Origin of the sequence: Pseudomonas sp. TH04 (assembly GCF_016651355.1) — a bacterium.
In the GTDB taxonomy this organism is placed as follows: domain Bacteria; phylum Pseudomonadota; class Gammaproteobacteria; order Pseudomonadales; family Pseudomonadaceae; genus Aquipseudomonas; species Aquipseudomonas fluorescens.
This window is the reverse complement of the sequence record NZ_JAEKEA010000001.1, coordinates 3,260,629-3,281,569: the sequence shown is the minus strand read 5'-3', so window position 1 is coordinate 3,281,569 and position 20,941 is coordinate 3,260,629. Positions and strand designations below refer to the sequence as shown.

General features: G+C 62.0%; 17 protein-coding genes. 5 read left to right on the top strand and 12 right to left on the bottom strand.

Features of this window, described 5'->3' with window-relative positions:
- The first annotated feature begins 44 nt into the window (after positions 1–44).
- The 4 genes from JFT85_RS14760 (at position 45) to JFT85_RS14745 (ending at position 7,555) form a co-directional block, all read left to right on the top strand.
- Complete coding sequence (locus JFT85_RS14760; protein WP_053255718.1) at positions 45–1,127, top strand: efflux RND transporter periplasmic adaptor subunit; 1,083 nt, start codon at positions 45–47, stop codon at positions 1,125–1,127.
- Positions 1,124–2,194, top strand: a complete 1,071-nt coding sequence (locus tag JFT85_RS14755; RefSeq protein ID WP_073637932.1) for an efflux RND transporter periplasmic adaptor subunit — start codon at positions 1,124–1,126, stop codon at positions 2,192–2,194. The genes JFT85_RS14760 and JFT85_RS14755 overlap by 4 nt, the downstream gene beginning before the upstream one ends.
- Entirely contained in the window at positions 2,191–5,244 is a 3,054-nt protein-coding gene (locus JFT85_RS14750; protein ID WP_201230059.1) for an efflux RND transporter permease subunit, read from the top strand. Before JFT85_RS14755 ends, JFT85_RS14750 begins: the two co-directional genes overlap by 4 nt.
- A gap of 115 nt (positions 5,245–5,359) precedes the next feature.
- The gene (locus JFT85_RS14745) at positions 5,360–7,555 is read left to right on the top strand and encodes a glycoside hydrolase (protein WP_201230058.1); all 2,196 of its coding nucleotides are present in this window, start codon (positions 5,360–5,362) and stop codon (positions 7,553–7,555) included.
- A 109-nt stretch (positions 7,556–7,664) separates the two neighbouring features.
- Here JFT85_RS14745 and JFT85_RS14740 read toward each other — a convergent pair whose 3' ends face one another.
- The 12 genes from JFT85_RS14740 to JFT85_RS14685 all read right to left on the bottom strand — a co-directional run bounded on the left by JFT85_RS14740 (position 7,665) and on the right by JFT85_RS14685 (position 19,710).
- Positions 7,665–8,291 (bottom strand): class I SAM-dependent methyltransferase, encoded by a 627-nt coding sequence (locus JFT85_RS14740; RefSeq protein ID WP_053255722.1) that lies wholly within the window; start codon positions 8,289–8,291, stop codon positions 7,665–7,667.
- 39 nt (positions 8,292–8,330) lie between these two features.
- Entirely contained in the window at positions 8,331–8,975 is a 645-nt protein-coding gene (locus JFT85_RS14735; RefSeq protein ID WP_016974994.1) for a methionine ABC transporter permease, read from the bottom strand.
- Positions 8,965–10,080: a methionine ABC transporter ATP-binding protein gene (locus JFT85_RS14730; RefSeq protein ID WP_201230057.1), complete on the bottom strand. Its 1,116-nt coding sequence runs from the start codon at positions 10,078–10,080 to the stop codon at positions 8,965–8,967. Before JFT85_RS14730 ends, JFT85_RS14735 begins: the two co-directional genes overlap by 11 nt.
- A 2-nt stretch (positions 10,081–10,082) precedes the next feature.
- The gene (locus JFT85_RS14725) at positions 10,083–10,892 is read right to left on the bottom strand and encodes a MetQ/NlpA family ABC transporter substrate-binding protein (RefSeq protein WP_053255724.1); all 810 of its coding nucleotides are present in this window, start codon (positions 10,890–10,892) and stop codon (positions 10,083–10,085) included.
- A 145-nt stretch (positions 10,893–11,037) separates the two neighbouring features.
- Complete coding sequence (locus JFT85_RS14720) at positions 11,038–12,405, bottom strand: LLM class flavin-dependent oxidoreductase (protein ID WP_169875800.1); 1,368 nt, start codon at positions 12,403–12,405, stop codon at positions 11,038–11,040.
- Positions 12,405–13,598 (bottom strand): SfnB family sulfur acquisition oxidoreductase, encoded by a 1,194-nt coding sequence (locus JFT85_RS14715; protein ID WP_053255726.1) that lies wholly within the window; start codon positions 13,596–13,598, stop codon positions 12,405–12,407. Before JFT85_RS14715 ends, JFT85_RS14720 begins: the two co-directional genes overlap by 1 nt.
- A gap of 39 nt (positions 13,599–13,637) precedes the next feature.
- Positions 13,638–14,879, bottom strand: coding sequence for an SfnB family sulfur acquisition oxidoreductase (locus JFT85_RS14710; protein WP_053255727.1), 1,242 nt, complete (start codon positions 14,877–14,879; stop codon positions 13,638–13,640).
- Between the two features lie 187 nt (positions 14,880–15,066).
- Entirely contained in the window at positions 15,067–15,852 is a 786-nt protein-coding gene (locus JFT85_RS14705) for a hypothetical protein (RefSeq protein ID WP_053255728.1), read from the bottom strand.
- Positions 15,853–16,224: 372 nt separating this feature from the next.
- Positions 16,225–16,971: an L-cystine ABC transporter ATP-binding protein TcyN gene (tcyN, locus tag JFT85_RS14700; protein ID WP_201230049.1), complete on the bottom strand. Its 747-nt coding sequence runs from the start codon at positions 16,969–16,971 to the stop codon at positions 16,225–16,227.
- Between the two features lie 3 nt (positions 16,972–16,974).
- Positions 16,975–17,640, bottom strand: coding sequence for a cystine ABC transporter permease (gene tcyL / locus JFT85_RS14695; RefSeq protein WP_017135731.1), 666 nt, complete (start codon positions 17,638–17,640; stop codon positions 16,975–16,977).
- Positions 17,640–18,434: a cystine ABC transporter substrate-binding protein gene (gene tcyJ, locus JFT85_RS14690; RefSeq protein WP_053255730.1), complete on the bottom strand. Its 795-nt coding sequence runs from the start codon at positions 18,432–18,434 to the stop codon at positions 17,640–17,642. Before tcyJ ends, tcyL begins: the two co-directional genes overlap by 1 nt.
- 280 nt (positions 18,435–18,714) lie before the next feature.
- Positions 18,715–19,710 (bottom strand): D-cysteine desulfhydrase, encoded by a 996-nt coding sequence (locus JFT85_RS14685; RefSeq protein WP_069553121.1) that lies wholly within the window; start codon positions 19,708–19,710, stop codon positions 18,715–18,717.
- Positions 19,711–19,877: 167 nt separating this feature from the next.
- Here JFT85_RS14685 and epsC point away from each other — a divergent pair, with 167 nt between their 5' ends.
- Positions 19,878–20,804 (top strand): serine O-acetyltransferase EpsC, encoded by a 927-nt coding sequence (gene epsC / locus JFT85_RS14680; RefSeq protein WP_069553122.1) that lies wholly within the window; start codon positions 19,878–19,880, stop codon positions 20,802–20,804.
- Positions 20,805–20,941 lie beyond the last annotated feature (137 nt).

The window sequence follows — 20,941 nt, the reverse complement described above, 5'->3', positions numbered from 1 at the left end:
GTCGCATACAAACTGGCACATCGCGTCACGCAAAAGGAGCCTGCATGGGCGGTCGCACTTCAAGAGTTGTACTCAGCCTTGGCCTGTTGGCGCTGCTGAGTGGCTGTGGTCAGGAAAACACCGAACCCAAGGCGCATTCACGGGTATTTGTGCAGACCGTACAGTCGGCGGATTTTGCCGCAGCGGTCACGCTGACCGGTGACATCCAGGCCCGCGTACAAACCGATTTGTCCTTTCGGGTGGGCGGCAAGATCATCCAGCGCATGGTCGACGTGGGCGACCGCGTGACCGCCAAGCAAGTGTTGGCCAAGCTCGACCCCAAGGATTTGCAGACCAACGTCGATTCCGCCCAGGCCCAGGTCGTGGCCGAACAGGCGCGGGTCAAGCAGACCGCCGCCGCCTTCGTGCGCCAGGAAAAGCTCCTGCCCAAGGGCTACACCAGCCGCAGCGAATACGACGCTGCCCAGGCCGCGCTGCGCAGCAGTCAAAGTGCCCTGGCGGCGGCGCAAGCCCAACTGGCCAACGCCCGTGAGCAACTCGGCTATAGCGCGTTGATCGCCGATGCGCCCGGCGTGATTACCGCTCGCCAGGCCGAGGTCGGCCAGGTGGTGCAGGCCACTGTGCCGATTTTCAGCCTGGCCCGTGACGGTGAGCGCGATGCGGTGTTCAACGTGTACGAATCGCTGTTAGTGGAGCCGCCGCCTGACGCACCGATCACGGTCAGCCTGTTGGATAACCCGAGCATCAAGGTCCAAGGCAAGGTCCGTGAAGTCACCCCAGCCGTCGCGGCCAATACCGGCACCGTGCAAGTCAAGATTGCGTTGCAGGCGCTGCCCAAAGGCATGCAGCTGGGTTCGGTGGTGAGCGCCACTGCGAATGGCCCGGCCAAGGCCAGTATCGAGCTGCCCTGGTCTGCGTTGACCAAAGACCTCAATGAGCCCGCTGTGTGGCTGGTCGATGGCGACGGCAAGGCGCAACTGCACAAGGTCACGGTGGCGCGTTACCTGACCGGCAAAGTGATCATCGGCGAGGGCCTTAAAGGCGGCGAAAAAGTCGTGGTGGCCGGCGGGCAATTGTTGCACCCCGGCATGCTCGTCGAGATCGCCCAGCCAGGAGCCCAGCCATGAAGCACCTGACGGCTCTACTCGCCACCAGCCTGTTGCTGGTCGCCTGCTCCAAGCAAGAACCGCCGCCCGAACCGGTGCGCCCGGTGTTATCGATGGAAGTCAAAGCCGAAGACCAGGAAAACCTCGGGCGCTTCGCCGGTACGATCCAGGCGCGTTATGAAAGCAATCTGGGTTTCCGCGTGCCCGGCCGTATTGCCCGTCGCGCCGTGGACGTCGGTGCCGAGGTGGAGAAGGGCGCCTTGCTTGCCGTTCTCGACCCCACCGACCAGCAGAACCAGTTGCGCGCCGCCCAAGGCGACCTCGCCCGTGTGCAGGCGCAATTTATCAATGCCCAGGCCAACGCCCGCCGCCAACAAGCGTTGTTCGACCGTGGCGTCGGCGCCCAGGCCCAGTTGGACGTGGCCCAGACCGACCTTAAAACCACCCAGGCCACGCTCGACCAGGCCAAGGCCTCGGTCAACCAGGCCAAAGACCAGCTCACTTACGCCGAACTGCGCACTGACCACGCCGGTGTTGTCACCGCGTGGAATGCCGAGGCCGGTCAAGTGGTCAGCGCCGGCCAGCAGGTGGTGACCCTGGCCCGCCCGGATATCAAGGAAGCGGTGATCGACCTGCCCGCCGGCCTCGCCGAGCGCTTGCCCGCCGATGTGGTGTTTCTGGTCGCCGGGCAACTCGACCCAAGCGTCAACACCACCGCCATCGTGCGCGAAATTGAGCCTCAGGCCCAAAGTGCCACGCGCACCCGTCGCGCACGGCTGACCCTGGCCGAGACGCCGCCGGCGTTTCGCCTGGGAACCGCGATCAGCGTGACCTTGAGCAGCGCGATTGCGCCACGTATCGAACTGCCTGTCAGCGCGTTGCAGGACGTTGGCGGCAAAACCCGCATCTGGCTGCTCGACACCCAAAGCCAGACCGTGCAACCGCGTGACGTCACCGTGATCAGCCGGGACGCCGACAGCGCCTTGCTCAATGGCGGCGTCAAACCCGGCGAACGCATCGTCACCGCCGGTGTGAACAGCCTGAAAGCCGGGCAAAAAGTCAAAATCGACGAGGACAGCCCGCGATGAAAGGGAGCTTCAACTTATCCGACTGGGCCCTCAAGCATCAGTCCTTCGTCTGGTACCTGATGTTCGTCGCGCTGCTGATGGGCGTGTTCTCCTACATGAACCTTGGCCGTGAGGAAGACCCCTCGTTCACCATCAAGACCATGGTGATCCAGACCCGCTGGCCCGGTGCGACCCAGGAAGAAACCCTCAAGCAGGTCACCGATCGCATCGAGAAAAAACTCGAAGAACTCGATGCCCTCGACTACGTGAAAAGCTACACGCGGCCGGGCGAATCCACGGTATTCGTGTTTCTCAAGGACACCACCAGCGCCAAGGCCATCCCGGAGATCTGGTACCAGGTGCGCAAGAAGATCGACGATATTCGCGGCACATTCCCCCAGGGTTTGCAGGGGCCGTCGTTCAACGATGAGTTCGGTGACGTGTTCGGTTCGGTGTACGCCTTTACTGGCGATGGCCTGTCGATGCGCCAGTTGCGCGACTACGTGGAACAGGTACGTGCCGAGATCCGTTCGGTGCCGGGGTTGGGCAAGGTCGAGATGATCGGCCAGCAGGACGAAGTGATTTACCTGAATTTCTCCACGCGCAAACTCGCGGCACTGGGGATTGATCAGCGCCAGGTCGTGCAAAGCCTGCAATCACAGAACGCGGTGACCCCCGCCGGGGTCATCGAGGCCGGGCCGGAGCGGATCTCGGTGCGCACCTCGGGCCAGTTCGCCTCGGAGAAGGACTTGGCGGACGTTAACCTGCGGCTCAATGACCGTTTCTACCGTTTGGCGGATATCGCCGACATCAGCCGTGGCTATGTCGACCCGGCGCGGCCGCTGTTCCGTTTTAACGGCCAGCCGGCGATCGGCTTGGCCATCGCCATGCAGAAGGGCGGCAATATCCAGTCGTTCGGCAAGGCCCTGCACACGCGCATGGATGAGCTGACCGCCGACCTGCCGGTAGGCGTCGGCGTGCACAAAGTGTCCGACCAAGCGGAAGTGGTCGAGGAGGCGGTTGGCGGCTTTACCAGCGCCTTGTTTGAAGCGGTCATCATCGTCCTGGTGGTGAGCTTTATCAGCCTCGGTATGCGTGCCGGGTTGGTGGTGGCGTGTTCGATTCCGTTGGTGCTGGCGCTGGTGTTCGTGTTCATGGAGTACAGCGGCATCACTATGCAGCGGGTGTCGCTGGGCGCCTTGATCATCGCCCTCGGCCTGTTGGTGGACGATGCGATGATTACCGTGGAGATGATGATCACGCGCCTGGAAAAAGGCGAAACCAAGGAGCAGGCAGCGACGTACGCCTACACCTCGACCGCCTTCCCGATGCTCACCGGCACGTTGGTGACGGTGGCCGGTTTCGTGCCAATCGGCCTCAATGCCAGTTCGGCGGGCGAATACACCTTTACCCTGTTCGCGGTGATTGCCGTGGCGATGCTGGTGTCGTGGGTGGTGGCGGTGCTGTTTGCACCGGTGATTGGGGTGCATATCCTCAGTGCCAATGTGAAACCGCATAACGCCGAGCCAGGGCGCATCGGCCGCGCGTTCAATGGCGGCATGCTGTGGGCGATGCGCAACCGCTGGTGGGCCATCGGCATCACCGTGGGCCTGTTCGTGGCGTCGGTGTTCTCCATGCAGTTTGTGCAGAACCAGTTCTTCCCGTCGTCGGACCGCCCGGAAATCCTCGTCGACCTCAACCTGCCGCAAAACGCCTCGATCAACGAAACGCGCAAAGCGGTCGACCGCCTGGAAGCCATCATCAAGGATGACCCGGACATTGCCCGCTGGAGCACCTATATCGGTCAGGGCGCGATTCGTTTCTACCTGCCCCTCGACCAGCAATTGGAAAACCCGTACTACGCCCAGTTGGTCATCGTCAGCAAAGGCCTGGAAGCACGCGGCGCCTTGATTGCGCGCCTGCAAAAACGCCTGCGTGATGACTTTGTCGGTATCTCCAGCTATGTGCAGCCATTGGAAATGGGCCCACCGGTAGGCCGGCCTATTCAGTATCGGGTCTCCGGTAAAGACATTGACCAGGTGCGTAAACACGCGATTGAACTGGCAACCTTGCTGGATCAGAACACCCACTTGGGCGAGATCATCTACGACTGGAACGAGCCCGGCAAAGTGCTGCGCGTGGACATCGCCCAGGACAAGGCGCGGCAACTCGGGCTGTCGTCGGAAGACGTGGCGCAGTTGATGAACAGCGTGGTCAGCGGCGCCTCGGTCACCCAGGTGCACGACGATATCTACCTGATCAACGTGGTCGGCCGCGCCGAGGATGCCGAACGCGGCACGCCGGAAACCTTGCAGAACCTGCAGATCGTCACGCCCAACGGCACCTCGATTCCATTGCTGGCTTTTGCCACCGTGCGCTATGAGCTTGAGCAACCGTTGGTATGGCGCCGCGACCGCAAGCCGACGATCACGATCAAGGCATCGGTGCGCGATGAGATGCAGCCGACCGACCTGGTCAAGCAGTTGGCGCCGACGATCGAAAAATTCAGCGCCGGATTGCCGGTGGGTTACACGGTCGCCACCGGCGGCACCGTGGAAGAAAGCGGCAAGGCCCAGGGCCCGATCGCCAAAGTGGTGCCGTTGATGCTGTTTTTGATGGCCACCTTCCTGATGATCCAGTTGCACAGCGTGCAGAAGATGTTCCTGGTGGCGAGTGTTGCGCCGCTCGGCCTGATTGGTGTGGTGCTGGCACTGATTCCCACCGGCACGCCCATGGGGTTTGTGGCGATCCTCGGCATTCTCGCGCTGATCGGCATCATCATCCGCAACTCGGTGATTCTGGTGACGCAGATCGACGCCTACGAGCGCGACGGCTACACGCCGTGGGATGCCGTGGTGGAAGCCACCGAGCACCGACGCCGACCGATCCTGCTGACGGCGGCGGCGGCGAGTCTGGGCATGATCCCGATTGCGCGGGAAGTGTTCTGGGGGCCGATGGCGTACGCAATGATTGGCGGCATCATTATCGCCACGTTGCTGACGCTGCTGTTCCTGCCGGCGCTTTATGTGGCCTGGTACAAAATTCGTGAGCCCGAAGACCATCAGGCCTGACCCGCGAGGCCTTCCTGCGAGGGTGTAGGAAGGCTCCTGGAAACACTTTCCCTACAGTTGCCGGGCGCCAAGTGTTTTACCCTCCGGGCCTGATCCCGTTTGGAAGACCTGTGCCATGCGCCCTTTTGTGTTGGTTTGTTGCCTGTTGCTGTCTCCGCTGACGTACGCGGGGACGGTGCTGGAAAACGCCTTGTGGCGCGTCGAACTCGACCCCGCCACGTTGGCGCTGCGCGTCACGCCGGCAGGCGAGGCGCCCGTGCAAGCCTCCAGCGGCGTGGCGGCGCAGGTTGTCAGCGATATGCAGGCGGGCACTGAACAGGCGGCCTGGCAATGGGACAGCGGCGCCTATCGTCTGACGGCTCGCCTTGAGCAGCGCGACCTTGCCGTGACCATCAGCGCCCGCGAGCCGGGTACATTGCCGCTGCTGCGCCAACCCGCCGAGGCCATGGGCCAAGGGTTGATCTGGCCCTTGGCCGAAGGGCACTACGTGCCCGCAGGTAACCCCGTATGGAACGCGTTTTTGCTCGAACAGGGCGAGCTCAACACCACGCAGGACTTGAGCCTGCCGTTATGGGGCGTGGATCACGGGCGCTTTACGCTGAGTTGGTTGCTGACCAACCCCTATAACAATCACCTGGTGTGGCAAGCCGACGGAAAAGGCCTGGCGCTGCTGGCATCCCATACGTTCACCGCACTGGAGCCCAGCGCGCCGATGACCCTGCGCCTGCACCTGGGCGACGCCGACCCGTTGGCCGGTGCCAAGCGCTATCGCCAGTGGCTGGTGGAGCAGGGCCGTTATGAACCGTTGACGGACAAGCTGCGGCAAACGCCTGAAGCGCAAAAGTTGTTGGGGGCCAGCCATGTCTACCTGTGGGGGAATGAGCTGTTGGGGGCGGAGGATGTGCGTGACTGGCCGCTGCTGGTGAAAGTGCTGCGTACCCACGAACTCAAGGGCTTGCTGGATAAAGAGACCACGCAAGTGCTGGCGCAGTCCGCTGCGTTGGACCGCTATCAAAAGACCGTGCTGTTGCGTGGCCTCAATGCGGCAATCAATACAAAGGCCCGGCAAACCTGGCAGGCTAGCGAAGAGCCGGACATGCTCAAGCTCGCGGATGGCTACGGCGCACTGCGCCGTGAGCTGGCGACGGCGTTCAGCGGCGCGCTGCGTGACGGCCCTGAAACCTGGGGCAGCAGCCTTTCGACCAAGACCCTGAAGTCGCTGCAAGACGCTGGGCTTGCGCGCCTGCTGCTGGCTCTGGGCGACGGTTGGGAAGGTGGCTTGTGGCACCCCGAAGCGATTCAGGCGGGCGTCAACGCCGGTTACCTCATGGCCCCCTACGATTCCTATGAAACGGCGTTATCCACCACCGAAAACCCGGACTGGACCACCGCCCACCTGGGCAGCAAGGCTTACCGCGAGTGTGCCATCGTGTTGAAGGACGGCACGCTCAAGACCGGCTTCCAGCAATCGGGCCACTACACCGATCCACGCTGCGTTCGGCCATTGCTGGAAGCCCGGGTGAAGGCCGTGCAGGCCAAGGCAGGGTTCAACGCCTGGTTCCTCGATGCCTACGCCACCAGCATGGTCTTCGACAGCTATCGTAACGGCGCCCCAATGACCCAGGCGCAAAACGCCGAGGGCAATATCGACGCGTCGCGCTGGATCAACACCGCGCTCAAGCTGCCCGCCGGCTCCGAAGACGGCAACGCCATCACGGCCCAGGGCATCCTGTTCGCCCACGGGATGCAGACGCCCGTGATCGGCTGGGGTGACCACGCGATGACTCAGGACAAGCAGTCGCCCTATTACGTGGGCAACTGGTACCCGCCGGAGCAACCCGCGGTGTTCTTCAAGTCCGTGCCGTTGAAAGAGCCGTTTCGTACGGTGTACTTCGAGCCGACGATGCGTTTGCCGTTGTACCAGGCGGTGTTCCACGGGTCGGTCATCACCACCCACCACTGGCTGTTCGATAGCCTCAAGCTGAGCAATGTGCAGGCTGCAAACGAGCTGACTCAACTGCTGTACAACGTGCCGCCGCTGTACCACCTCAGCGCGGCGACGCTTAAGCAGCGGCTGCCGGTGATCCAGCGGCAGGACCGGTTTTTCCGGCCATTGCATCAGCGCTTGGCGACTCAGGCGATGACCGATTTCCGTTGGTTGACGGCGGACAAGCAGGTGCAGCAGACCACGTTTGCCGATGGCACGCGGTTAGTGGTGAATTTTGCTGCCGAGGAGCACCAGGGCTATGCCGCCCGCAGTGTGACCGCGTTGGTAGTGGGGGAAAAACCGCTGGTGTATCAGGTGCAGTAGCGCTGCCGGTCAAACTGCTATCGCAGGCACGCCAGCTCCCACAGGCGAATGCATTTCAACCAGTGGGAGCGGGCTTGCTCGCGAAGGCGTCAGCCCTGGCAACAAACATCTATAACGTGCGCCACACGCTCGCCAACCAAGGCTGCTGTTCCCGTGGCAACCCGGCGGGCCGGTAATAATGCTCCAGCTCCACAAACCCGGCCGCCGTGAGTAAACCCTGCCACGCCGCCAGGTCGTGGTAAGACCCGTACCGAGGCCCATTCCAACCTTCCTGGTTTTCACCGCGAGGGTTGGAGCTGAACAGCACGCCGCCCTGTTTCAAGGCGCCATGCAGTTGCTTGAGGATGCGCGGTAATTCCTGCTTGGGGATATGAAACAACACCGCGTTGGCAAACACGCCATCAAATCGCCCGGCAGGCAAATCCAGCTTCAGGAAATCCTGCTGCAACACCTCACAACCACTGTCATCGCGGGCCATCTGCGCAAAGCGCTCGGAGCCATCCAGCCCCACTGCAATGTGCCCCATGCGGGTAAACGTCTGCAGATCGCGCCCCGGCCCGCAGCCGAAGTCCAGCAGGGTAAACGGTGGCGTGCCGTGGATATGCCGCAGCAAGGCGTCGATGTTCTGGCTCACATCGTGATCGCGGGTGCCTTCACGGAAGTCCTCGGCCACCTGGTTGTAGTGGCCGAGCGTGGTGGACGTGATCTGGTCGAGGTCGTCGGGCTTAAGGGTCATGACGGGGAATACCGGGTACTGAGATAGCCCGACTATACCTCACCGCTTGTTGAGCACTCGCGCCAGGCGATCGCCCCCCAGCTGAATCACGGCCACCAGAATCACCAGCAGCACGATCACCGTCAGCATGATCTGTGTATCAAACCGCTGATAGCCATAGCGGTAGGCAATATCACCCAGGCCGCCCGCGCCGATCGCGCCAGCCATGGCCGACGAGTTGATCATCGTCACCAGCGTAATCGTAAACCCGCCGACGATTCCTGGCAGCGCTTCCGGCAACAGCACGTGCCAGATGATATGCCAGCGTCGGCAGCCCATGGCTTGTGCGGCTTCGATCAAACCGTGGTCGACTTCACGCAAACTGACCTCGGCGATCCGGGCAAAGAATGGCGTGGCGGCGATGGTCAGCGGCACCACGGCCGCCCATACGCCATAGGTGGTGCCGACGATCAGCCGGGTAAACGGGATCAGCGCCACCATCAGGATCAAAAACGGAATGGAGCGGAACAGATTGACGAACGCCCCCAGCACGCGGTTCAACGCGGGTGCCTGGTAGATCCCGCCCTTGTCGCTGGTGACCAGAAACACCGCCAGCGGAATGCCCACCAGCAATGCAATCAGTGACGACACGCCGACCATCAACAAGGTATCGATGGCGCCCTGCACTAAACGATCAAACCACATAACCGAGCACCTCCACGTATTGCGCCCAACGCCCGGCGCGATTGCGCAGTTCTTCGGCGTTGTGGGGCGAGCCATTCACCGCCAGCAGCAACTGCCCGAGGGCATGACCCTGAATGCGTTCCACACCGCCTTGCAGCAAGCGCACACGCCCGCCGAGGGCGTTGAACAGCGCGGCCAGGTCGGGTTCGTCGCTGGCGCTGCCGGTGAACTGCAAGCGCAGCACCAGTGCCGCGTCGGCAGATGGCCGGGTCAGTTGCAAGCGGCTTTGCAGTTCGGCCGGCAACCCGTGTTGCAGCGGCGCCAACAGGGTTTTGCTGACCTCGTGCTGCGGGTTGCCGAACACTTGCCACACCGGGCCTTGCTCCACGATGCGGCCGTGTTCCAGCACCACCACGCGGTCGCAGATTTCGCGAATCACCGCCATTTCATGGGTGATCAACACAATGGTCAGCCCCAGGCGCCGGTTGATCTCGCGCAGCAGGCCGAGGATCGATTGCGTAGTTTCCGGGTCGAGCGCCGAGGTGGCTTCGTCGCACAGCAGAATCTGCGGGTCGTGCACCAGCGAGCGGGCGATGCCCACGCGCTGTTTCTGCCCGCCGGAGAGCTGCGCCGGGTAGGCCTTGTGCTTGTCCTTGAGGCCCACCAGCTCGAGCAGCTCGCGGACCTTTTGCTCGCGTTGCGGCTTGGGCACACCGGCCACTTTCAGCGGCAACTCGACGTTCTGCCACACGGTCTTGGCCGACATCAGGTTGAAGTGCTGGAAGATCATGCCGATACGCCGACGCAACGCCACCAGTCGGTCTTCGTCGTACTCGCCGATGTCCACCTGATCAATCAATACCCTGCCGCTACTGGGTTGCTCCAGGCGATTGATGGTGCGGATCAGCGACGACTTGCCGGCGCCGCTGCGGCCGATGATGCCGAACACTTCACCGCGCTGGATCGCCAGGTCAATGCCTTGCAAGGCCTGCACGGTGCCGTCATAGGTTTTGCCCAGGTTGATAAAACGCACATGGGCGCGGTTTAAGTCGGGGTGCAGTTCTGTCTGCTCGGCGTGCCTGGGCGGTAAACCCAGGTCGCGCAGTTGCGTGTTGGCGGCGCTCATATTCAGCCTTCCCAGCCGACTTGGTAGAGCTTGCCGAGGGATTTATCCAGGGCCGCGCGCACCACCGGCGAGTGCTGGTAGATGTCGACGAACTTGATTACGCGCGGATCGGTTTTACTCTTGGGCTGGACGACAAACTGGATCACGTATTCCGGGTGGTCGAGGCCGTCGAACAGCAGTGCCGACTCGGCATCGAAGGTTTTGGACAGGCGGATATACGCCGGGTAGCCCTGCACCAGATCGGCGTCGTCATAGGCGCGCACCAGCTGCACGGCTTCTACCTGCAGGATTTTGATCTTCTTCGGGTTGGCGATGATGTCTTCTTCAGTGGCCTTGTAGCCCACCCCCGGCTTGAGGGTGATCAAGCCCGCTTTGGCCAGCAGTTGCAGGCCGCGACCACTGTTGATCGGGTCGTTGGCAATCGCCACGCTGGCGCCTTGAGGCAGGTCGTTGAAGCTTTTGTACTGCTTCGAATACAGCCCGACGTTGTTGATGATGCCGGGCGCATACGGCTCCAGCTTGAAGCCGGCGGCGGCCTTGGCGTTTTCCAGGAACGGGATGTGTTGGAAGTAGTTCACGTCGATATCGCCGGCCGCCAGGCTCACGTTGGGGGCGATCCAGTCGGTGAATTCCACCAGCTCGACTTTCAGGCCTTGCTTGCCGGCTTCTGCCACGGCGGCTTCCAGGGGGATCGCGAACGCGGCGGTGGTGCCGACTTTCAGCGGCGCATCGGCAGCAAACACGGCCGAGCTCAATAATCCGAGGGTCAGGGCCAGTGCTTTGACTGGGTGGGTGAGCAGGGTCTTTTTCATGATCGGTTTCCAGTCATAAGAGAGTCGGTCAAACAATGAGGTTCTAATGCGGGAGCGGGCTTGCTCGCCTAAGCGGTGGGTCAGCAAACGAATTTGGTGACGGAATCACCGCATTCGCGAGCAAGCCCGCTCCCACAGTTTTGGTTCAGTGTCGGTAGGTCGATCCGGTGTGTTGTTCGGGTAACCGCGCCGTGCCCTGGAAGACTTTTTCGCGCAGCGTTCCTTGCGCGTAGGCGGTCTTGTACGACCCGCGCCGCTGCAACTCCGGCACCACCAGGTCGATAAAGTCGACATAGCTTTCCGGCGTCACAATGCGCGTCAGGTTGAAGCCATCCAGCCCGGTTTCGCTGATCCACGATTCCAGTTCATCAGCCACGTGCTCGGGTGAACCGACCAGGGTGATGTAGCGCCCGCCGAGGGCGTGTTGCTCAAGCAACTTGCGCCGGGTCCAGTCGTTGTTTTGCAGGTTCTTGGTGGCCGACTGGATCGCGTTGCTTTTCACGTACTGGATCGGTTCATCGATGCCGTATTGGGCAAAATCAATCGCCGTCGACGCGGAAAAATGCGCCACGCCGGCTTCAGGGCTGGCGTAGCTCAAGTACTCGGCGTGCTTGGCCCAGGCCAGTTCGTGCGTGGCGCCAACAATCACGTTGAGGCCCATGAACACCTTGATGTCATCCGGGTTGCGTCCGGCTTCGACGGCGCTGGCGCGTACCTTGTCGACCTGGATTTTGGTCGCCGCCTTGTTCTGCCCGCTGATGAACACACACTCGGCATGTCGCCCGGCGAACAGCAGGCCACGGTCTGAACTGCCGGCCTGGAACAGCACCGGTGTGCGCTGTGGCGACGGCTCGCAGAGGTGATAACCCTCCACTTGATAGAACTCGCCATGGTGCTCGACCTTGTGCACCTTGCCCGGCTGCGCGTAGACCCGTTGCTGCGGATCATTGATGACCGCATCGTCTTCCCAGCTGCCTTCCCAGAGTTTGTACAGCACCTGCAGGTACTCGTCGGCCTGGTCGTAACGCCGGTCATGCTCGACCTGTTCGGTAAGGCCCATGGCCTTGGCGGCGCTGTCGAGGTAACCGGTGACGATATTCCAGCCGACCCGGCCACGGCTCAGGTGGTCGAGCGTGGACATGCGCCGGGCGAACAGATAAGGCGGTTCGTAGGTGAGGTTGGCGGTGAGGCCGAAGCCGAGGTTTTTGGTCACGGCAGCCATGGCCGAGACCAGCAGCAGCGGGTCATTGACCGGCAGTTGGATCGACTCTTTGAGCGGCACGTCGATGGAATTCTGGTAGACGTCGTACACGCCGACGATGTCGGCGATGAACAGGCCGTCGAACAGCCCACGCTCCAGGGTCTGCGCCAGTTCGGTCCAGTATTCGACGGTTTTATACTGCGTCGAGGTGTCCCGTGGGTGAGTCCACAAACCGTGGTTGATATGCCCGATGCAATTCATGTTGAACGCATTGAGCAGGATTTTTTTCTTTGGGTTTACCGGCAGGCTCATCAGATAGTCCCCCGCAGTGGCGGGTTTTCATCGTTGAGGTAGTAATTGCCCACTGCGTGGTACTTCCAGCGCACCGGGTCATGCAGGGTGTGCACCCGGGCATTGCGCCAGTGGCGGTCGAGACCGTGTTCGGCCAGGGTCGCCTGGCTGCCGGCCAGTTCGAACAGGGTGCTGCCGGCGGCCAGGGAAATTTCCGTGCTCAGGGCGCGCACTTCGGCGACGGCGATGGAGGCCGCCGCGACGTTCTCGGCCGTGCTGTCGGCCTGGGCGCGGTCGAGAAATTCGCCGGAGCGCTCCAGCAACGCCTCGGTGGCATGCAGTCGAATGCTCAGGTGGCCAAAGCTTTTCAGGGTGAGCGGGTCTTCGGTGGCCTTGTCGTTGCCGGCGTCGATCCACGGGCGGGTCTTGGTGCGCACAAAGTGCAACGCATCTTCGAAGGCGGCGCGCGCGATGCCGGTGTCGATGGCGGCGTGAAGAATCTGTGCCAGCGGGCCGACGGTGGTCGGGCGCTCGAAAGCGCTCTGGAACGGGACCACGTCCTGCGCGGCGACCCACACATTATCGAACACGACGGAGCCGCTGCCGGTGGTGCGCTGGCCGAAGCCACTCCAGTCGTCGATCACCGTCAGGCCTTCGCTGTCGCGGGGCACAAACGCCAGTTGCTGCACGCCGTGCTCATCCACCACCGACGTCGGTATGCGTTGCGCGTAGATCGCGCCGGTGGCGTAGAACTTGCGGCCGTTGATGCGAAAACCATCGCCGTCGCGGGTGAGGGCGGTCACGCGGTCGTGGGCGGTTTTGGTGCCCAGTTCCGCCAGGGCGTTACCGAAACGCTGGCCGGCGAGCACTTCGGCGTACAGGCGGTGTTGCTGCGCGGGGCTGCCGTTCACGCGCAACACTTCAAGGGCGTAGAAGTGGTTTTGCGGGATCTGGCCCAATGAGGCGTCAGCCTGGGCGATCAGTGCAATGACCTTGGCCAGGGTGACAGTGGAGACGCCGGCACCGCCGTGTTCCTTCGGCACGCTGATGCCCCACAGGCCGGAGCGGGAGAACACCTCCAGTTCGGGCAAGGGCAGGCGGCGCTCGCGGTCGCGCTGGGCGCTGTCGCGGCGCAAGTCTTCGGCCAGGTCGCTGGCGACAATGAGCGCTTGTTCGTCGCTGGTGATAACCGCGACGTTTGTAGAAAAAGTCATGTTTGCTCCAGAAGCTTGTAGAGAAAGTGTTCTGGTCGGTTAAATCCAGGAGTGACGAGCAGGCAACGTGCCGTTCAATCGATAGGCGCCGACGGCGTGATACTTCCAGCGCACCGGGTCGTGCAGGGTGTGCACGCGGGCGTTGCGCCAATGGCGGTCGAGGTTGAACTCGGCGAGGGTGGCGCGGCTGCCGGCCAGTTCGAAGAGCTTTTCGCTGACCAGCAGCGACACTTCGGTGGTCAGCACTTTCGCCTCGGCCACGGCAATCGAGGCCCGTGCGGCGGATTGCGCGGTGATGGGGGCCGCACTCACCTCGTCCAGCACCTTGCCGGCCTTGCGCAGCAGCGCTTCGGCGGCGTGCAGTTCGATTTTCAGCTTGCCGATATCGGCAATCACATACAGGTCATCGCTGGCGCGCTCGACCTTGGCGTCGATCCACGGGCGCGAGCGTTCACGCACGAAGGCGATGGTGTCGTCGAGGGCGCCACGGGCGATGCCGGCGTCGATGGCTGCCTGGATCAGTTGCGAGACGGCGCCCTGGATATTCGGGCTTTCGCCGATACGCCAGTTTTCGACGACCAGCTCCGCGTCTACCGCAACGTTGTCCAGCACTACAGTACCGCTGGCCGTGGTGCGCTGGCCAAACCCTGACCAGTCATCGACGATGCGCAGCCCTTCAGTGCCACGGCGTACAAAGGCCATGACCTGTTTGCCGTCATCATTCAACGCTTTGATGGCCACCCAATGGGCGAACAAGGCGCCGGTGGAGTAGAACTTCTGGCCGCTGATCACATAGCCGTCGCCTTCGGCGGTGAGGCGCGCCTTGAGCTCCAGGGTGTTTTTGGTGCCGCGTTCCGGGCCGCCATTGCCGATGCGCCAACCGTCGAGGACGTTTTGGAACAGCTGCTTTTTCTGGCGCTCGGTGGCGGTGCCCTGCAACAGGTACAGGATGCCGAAATGGTTCTGTGGGATCTGCCCGAGGGCCGGGTCCGCTGCGCTGATGATCGCAAAGACTTCGGCCAGGGTAACGAACGATACCTCTGGGCCGCCGTATGCACGGGGAATGGAAATACTGCCGAGCCCGCTACGGGTGAACTGCTCGAGCTGCGCCCATGGCAGCGTGCGCTGCTGGTCGCGTTTGGCCGCTTGCAGGCGCGCAGCCTGGGCCAGCTCAAACGCGGCGCTCAACGCCTCGGCATCGTTGCGCAGCACAGTGGCCGGCAACAGCAGTGGGGCTACGTCCAGATCACTCTGGGGGGGTGTTAGAGCCAAGTTAGACATCAGCGCCGCTCCTTGGCTGCACGTAATGCCCTGGCGTTATGCACCGGGGTAATTCTGACCATACCGACCTCGCATTCAATGAAATAAAAACAGAAAAATCAGAGATGTCCGGTGGTCCGGTGCATATACCCTAAGCGTGTTAAATTTTTTAATAAACTAACTTTTAGGAATATGCATAGAAGGGCAGTCACCCAGGCTCGCAGGGCGAACCGGGCTGGCGCGGTTGATAAGTCGACGCGGCCCTGGCCAGGCGGGTCGGCGCCTGTGGCACGCAGGCGGCGATCTTCAAGGTGCGCACCGGTGCCCAGCGCGAATTATTGCCGACGCGGTCGAGGATGCAGTACGTCACGTCCAGGCGGGCGTCGTCGCCCGCTTCGACAATCACCACTGACGGCACCCACACCTGCATCGGCAGGCCGACGCTTTCGGCCTGGATTGGCGGCAGGTCGAGGCGCGCGTCACCCCAACGCAAGGTAATCGCGTCGCCTATGGCCATGTTCAGGTAAGGCTCAATGGTCAGCGGGACACCCCGCCGTACCTGGCTGCTGTTGACGCCGTGACGTCGAATGGTGTCGGGCAGGCCCACCGGGGCGAGGTTCTGATTTTCGTCGCCCGACAGTGCAGGCGGCAGGCCACCCGGATAGCAGGTCTTTACTCCCACCTGGGCGATGGCCGAGCGTGCCGGGCCGTGGCCGACGTGCAGGACCTGGTAGTGAACCCGAGCCGCGCCATCCTGGATAAAACTTTCCGGGACGCGCAGACGGGTCGCTGTGCCGACCTTGCACGCGGTAATCCGACGCGAGTCGGCGAAGCAGTGGTTCCAGAACAGTTCGATCAGGTCGCCTTCCTCCATGCCGGGGTAGGGCGCGATATCCACCTGCAAGTGGGCGGCGGCGAGGGCATTGATGCCGTGCCGGTTAGCCTGGGGCAGGGTTGGGGCAGGAAGCAGGGTCGAGGTTGCAGTGCGCGTCATAAGTAATCTCCTTGATGCAGCCAGCAGCAATCGTTCCGGCGCCCGTGGCACGGATGTGCGCAGGGTGCCGAAAGGAACGATTCAGTGAATAGCCGGGATAGGATCCAATCCTCTGGGCGCTAGATAAGAGGGTTGGCCAACGGCCGTCAATGGCGGCAAAGGGCTAAACGGCGGGTTGGAGCAGATTCAGAACAAGCTGACGGGCAGGGGGATTTTAAGCAGGCTGTTGCGTGGACTTTTACGGATTGGAATGAGGATTTCTTGTAGGAACACCGTCCTGTGGACGCTGGCGTGCCTGCGGTGCAGGCACCCTGGTTTATCAGTCACACTGCGGTGATGCTATCGCAGGCACGCCAGCGCTCACACGGACGGTCAGTGGGCGAGAAATTTGCTCAGGAACTGCTGGGTGCGTTCTTCCTTGGGGTTGGCAAACAATGCCTTGGCGTCGCCCTGTTCCACGATCACGCCTTTGTCGAAGAAGATCACCCGGTTGGCCACATCCCGGGCAAAGCTCATTTCGTGGGTGACGATGACCATGGTGCGGTTTTCTTCGGCGAGGCTGCGGATAGTCGCCAGCACTTCGCCGACCAGCTCCGGGTCGAGGGCCGAGGTGGGTTCGTCGAACAGAATCACCTCCGGCTCCATGGCCAATGCGCGGGCAATCGCCACGCGCTGTTGCTGGCCACCGGACAAGCGTCGCGGGTACGCGTCTTCCTTGCCCGCCAGGCCGACCCTGGCCAGCAGCTTGCGGCCCAATTCGACGGCCGCTTCGCGCGGCATCTTCTTGACCACGATCGGGCCTTCGATGACGTTTTCCAGCGCGGTGCGGTGGGGGAACAGGTTGAAGTTCTGGAACACAAAACCCACGTGCTGGCGCAAACGCCGCACCAGGCCTTGTTGCTGGTTAAGCGGTTTGCTGCTGTCGATCTCGATGTCACCCACCTTGATGCGACCACTGGTGGGTTGTTCGAGGAAATTCAGGCAGCGCAGGAAGGTGGTTTTACCGGAACCGCTGGGGCCAATGATGGCGACGACTTCGCCTTCCTTGACCTCAAGGTCGATCCCGTTGAGCACCACCTGACCCTTGAATTGTTTGGTCAGTTTTTCAACCACGATCATGCTTCAAGACTCCAGGTCATGCCGGTTGACCCGGTCTTCCAGGCGATTTTGAAAATGCGCCAGGATGCTTGCCAGTATCCAGTAGATCAGGGCAGCGGAGAGGTACATGGTGAAGATTTCGAAAGTGCGCGCCGACACCAACTGAGCCTGGCGGAACAGTTCGGGCACCTGGATGGTGGCGGCCAGCGCCGTGTCCTTGACCAACGAAATAAAGCTGTTGCCCAGCGGCGGCAAGGCCGTGCGCATGGCCTGCGGCAGGATGGCCCGGCGCAACGTCTGCGCGCGGGTCATGCCGATACTGGCAGCCGCTTCCCACTGGCCGCGCTCGATGGAGCTGATTGCGGCGCGCAGGATTTCACAGGCATAGGCGGCCATGTTCAGCGAAAAGCCGATCATGGCGGCCGGGATCGGGTCCAGCTCAATGCCCACTTGCGGTAAGCCGTAGTAGATCAGGAACAGCTGCACCAGCAAGGGCGTGCCGCGAAAGAACGACACGTAGACGCGGGCGGTCCAGCTCAATAGCTTGAAGCGCGACAAGCGCATCAAGGCCAGGCCGAAACCCAGCAGCAAGCCGAAAAACATTCCGCCCAGGCTAAGAATCACCGTGTAGTACGCGCCCTTGAGCAGAAAGGGCGCGGAGTCCAGCGCGAGTTGGAAACCTGCTTCCATTATTGAGTGACGTCAGCGTTGAAGTATTTCTCGGACAGCTTCTTCAAGGTGCCGTCGGCGCGCAGCTTGTCGAGGGCCTTGTTCACGGCGTCGAGCAGTTCAGGCTCGCCTTTGCGCAGGGCGATACCGGCTTCCTGGCGGGAGAAGGCATCACCAGCGGCGGCGGTGTCCGGGGCTTTTTTGGCGTATTCCAGGGCGGCCAGGCGGTCGATCAGGATGGCGTCGATGCGGCCGATGCGCAGGTCCTGGAACTTGGTTGGGTCATCGTTGTACGTCTTGATGATGGCTTTGGGTTGGTTGTCCTTGAGCCATTGCTCGTAGTTGGTGCCCAGGCCTACACCGACTTTCTTGCCGGCCAGGTCGTCGGCGGTTTTGATGGTGTCGACGTTTTTCTTCAGCACCAGCGCCTGGATACCGGAAACGGTGTAAGGCTTGGAGAAGTCATACTTTTTCTTGCGCTCTTCGGAGATGGTCACTTGGTTGACCACCGCGTCCAGGCGCTTGGATTCGAGGGCGGCGAGGATGCCGTCCCACGGTGTGGCTTGCAGCTTGACCTTGACGCCCAGCTCCTTGGCCAGCGCTTCGGACAGCTCGACTTCGAAACCGCTGAGCTTGCCGCTTTCATCGACAAAGCTGAAGGGCGGGTAGGTGCCTTCCAGGCCGATCTTGATTTCGCCCGCCTTCTTGATGGTGCTCAGCTGCTCGCCGGCAACCGCCTGGCCCAGCCAACCGGCCCCAAGAGTCAGGCCCAATGTGCCCACCAGCAATGTGCGACGCAATACAGAAATAGTCATGAAGAGCCCCTGTGTTTTTATGTTGAGCGAAGCAGGTGACGCGGTAGTCGTATCCTGCCTTAAAGCGCGAAGCGCGTCTTCGCCTTCGGCGCGACTATAAAGCGAGTTTTTAAGACTTGAAAATAATATAAATCTAATTTGATATTCTATTTAGGAATATCACGCTGATCTAATGTGGGAGCGGGCTTGCCCGCGATAGCGCAGTGTCAGTTTGCAAATATGTCGACTGATACACCGCTATCGCGGGCCAGCCCGCTCCCACCTTTCGATCTGTATTCGTTCAGTTAAACGCGGCGCCATAGGCAAACAACGCCGGCGCCCCACCGGTGTGCAGGAAAATGATCGGACCGTCCTCGAACCGCTGACGCCCGATACCATCGAGCAAGCCGGCCATGGCCTTGCCCGTGTAGACCGGGTCCAGCAGCAGGCCTTCCTGGCTGGCCAATAGCTTGACCGCGGCGAGGGTGCCGGCGTTCGGTTCGCCGTAGCGCGGGCCGAAATATTCGTCCCACAGAATCACGTTGAAGGCTGTGGGAATGTCCACGCCAAGCAACTCGGCGGTGCGTTCGGCCAGGCCTTGTACTTTCGGGCGCTGGGCTTCATCGGTGCGTGACACGGTGACGCCGATCACGGGCAAATTCGGCAGCACTTCACTCAATGCCAGGGCCAGGCCGCTGTGAGTACCTGCGCTGCCCGAGGCGAGGACCACGGCGGAGAATTCAATCCCGCTGTCTTTGATCTGCCCGGCCAGCTCCAGCCCGGCGCGCACATAACCCAAGGCACCCAGGGCATTGGAGCCGCCGATCGGCACCAGGTACGGCTTCTTGCCGTTGCTGCGCAGGCGGGCGGCGAGGGCGTTGAGCTGGTCGTCGGCGTGGTCGAGGTTCTCGACCAATTCGACTTTGGCGTCGAACAGCTCCAGCAACAGGCGATTGCCGTTGCCCAGGTAATTGGGGTCTTCGGTGCCGGTGGGGTTTTCCAGCAGCGCAACGCAACCCAGGCCGAGCCTGGCGGCCAGCGCGGCGGTTTGGCGGACATGGTTGGACTGAATGGCGCCGGCAGTCACCAGCGTGTCGGCACCCTGTGCGAGGGCATCGGCGGCCAGGTATTCAAGTTTGCGCAGCTTGTTGCCGCCCATGGCCAGCGGCGTGGTGTCATCGCGTTTGACGTAGATATCCCTGCCCAGCCAGGTCGACAGCCGCTCAAGTTTTTCGAGGGCAGTGGCGCCGCCCAGCAGTTCCAGGCGGTTAAAGCGGTCGAGCTGTTGTTTGATCATGGCTACGCACAGTGGCTAAGTGATGGGGCGACTATAGGCAGGCACTTTTCAACGGGCAACCCGTCAATCGCTTATGTCGGATAGTTCTTAGTATCACACCATTGGTTCTTAAGGGCGGCCAGGGTCCATACCGTAAAGTGATGGCCATTTCGTCAGGAGTGAATACCGTGAGTGAGCGTTCCAGTCATTGGCAATTGCAGACCATCGTCAGCCAACTGCGCAGCGCCCGGGACCAGTGGCGAACGCGCAATGGCCGCTTGAGTGGCGAGCATGGCGGCCGCGAGTTGCCGTCGCGCGAAGCGGTGGCGCAGATTCTTGAAGCGCTGTGCGGTGCGTTGTTTCCCATGCGCCTGGGGCCGGTGGACCTGCGTGAAGAAAGCGAAGATTTTTACGTCGGCCATACCCTCGACGTCGCCCTGAACGCGTTGCTCGGCCAGGCACGCCTGGAGTTGCGTTATGCCGCTCGCCAAGGCGGCAAAGACGATGCCGAGGTCGACGCATTGGCCATTCGCCTGATCCAGGATTTCGCCCTGGCGTTGCCGTCCCTGCGCGGCCTGTTGGACACCGACGTACTGGCCGCCTATCACGGCGACCCGGCGGCGCGCAGTGTGGATGAAGTGCTGCTGTGCTATCCGGGGATTCTGGCGGTGATTCACCATCGCCTGGCCCACCACCTGTATCGCGCCGGGTTGCCGTTGTTGGCGCGGATCAGCGCGGAAATTGCCCATTCGGCGACCGGTATCGACATTCACCCGGGCGCGCAGATTGGCCCGAGCTTCTTTATCGACCACGGGACGGGCGTGGTGATCGGCGAAACGGCGATCATCGGCGAGCGCGTGCGCATCTACCAGGCCGTGACGCTGGGCGCCAAGCGCTTCCCGGCGGATGAGGATGGCCAGTTGCAGAAGGGCCATCCACGCCATCCGATTGTTGAGGACGATGTGGTGATCTATGCCGGGGCGACGATCCTGGGGCGCATCACCATCGGCAAAGGTTCGACGATTGGCGGCAATGTGTGGCTGACCCGCAGCGTGCCGGCGGGGGCGAACATTACGCAGGCGAATCTGCAGCATGAGGATGGGGCGCAGAAGTAGCGACTGAGCCAGAGCCTGTCACTGAGTCCTGTGGGGGCTGGCTTGCCTGCGATGGCGGTATGTCTGATCCGGCACTATCGCAGGCAAGCCAGCTCCCACAGTGCACGGCATTCCAGCTTTGGGTAAGTTTTCACTCA

What these genes read in the sequence shown, in the direction of transcription:
- JFT85_RS14760 (WP_053255718.1), top strand. Translation starts at nt 45, where the DNA reads ATGGGCGGTCGCACTTCAAGAGTTGTACTCAGCCTTGGCCTGTTGGCG.
- JFT85_RS14755 (WP_073637932.1), top strand. Translation starts at nt 1,124, where the DNA reads ATGAAGCACCTGACGGCTCTACTCGCCACCAGCCTGTTGCTGGTCGCC.
- JFT85_RS14750 (WP_201230059.1), top strand. Translation starts at nt 2,191, where the DNA reads ATGAAAGGGAGCTTCAACTTATCCGACTGGGCCCTCAAGCATCAGTCC.
- JFT85_RS14745 (WP_201230058.1), top strand. Translation starts at nt 5,360, where the DNA reads ATGCGCCCTTTTGTGTTGGTTTGTTGCCTGTTGCTGTCTCCGCTGACG.
- JFT85_RS14740 (WP_053255722.1), bottom strand. Translation starts at nt 8,291, where the DNA reads ATGACCCTTAAGCCCGACGACCTCGACCAGATCACGTCCACCACGCTC.
- JFT85_RS14735 (WP_016974994.1), bottom strand. Translation starts at nt 8,975, where the DNA reads ATGTGGTTTGATCGTTTAGTGCAGGGCGCCATCGATACCTTGTTGATG.
- JFT85_RS14730 (WP_201230057.1), bottom strand. Translation starts at nt 10,080, where the DNA reads ATGAGCGCCGCCAACACGCAACTGCGCGACCTGGGTTTACCGCCCAGG.
- JFT85_RS14725 (WP_053255724.1), bottom strand. Translation starts at nt 10,892, where the DNA reads ATGAAAAAGACCCTGCTCACCCACCCAGTCAAAGCACTGGCCCTGACC.
- JFT85_RS14720 (WP_169875800.1), bottom strand. Translation starts at nt 12,405, where the DNA reads ATGAGCCTGCCGGTAAACCCAAAGAAAAAAATCCTGCTCAATGCGTTC.
- JFT85_RS14715 (WP_053255726.1), bottom strand. Translation starts at nt 13,598, where the DNA reads ATGACTTTTTCTACAAACGTCGCGGTTATCACCAGCGACGAACAAGCG.
- JFT85_RS14710 (WP_053255727.1), bottom strand. Translation starts at nt 14,879, where the DNA reads ATGTCTAACTTGGCTCTAACACCCCCCCAGAGTGATCTGGACGTAGCC.
- JFT85_RS14705 (WP_053255728.1), bottom strand. Translation starts at nt 15,852, where the DNA reads ATGACGCGCACTGCAACCTCGACCCTGCTTCCTGCCCCAACCCTGCCC.
- tcyN (WP_201230049.1), bottom strand. Translation starts at nt 16,971, where the DNA reads ATGATCGTGGTTGAAAAACTGACCAAACAATTCAAGGGTCAGGTGGTG.
- tcyL (WP_017135731.1), bottom strand. Translation starts at nt 17,640, where the DNA reads ATGGAAGCAGGTTTCCAACTCGCGCTGGACTCCGCGCCCTTTCTGCTC.
- tcyJ (WP_053255730.1), bottom strand. Translation starts at nt 18,434, where the DNA reads ATGACTATTTCTGTATTGCGTCGCACATTGCTGGTGGGCACATTGGGC.
- JFT85_RS14685 (WP_069553121.1), bottom strand. Translation starts at nt 19,710, where the DNA reads ATGATCAAACAACAGCTCGACCGCTTTAACCGCCTGGAACTGCTGGGC.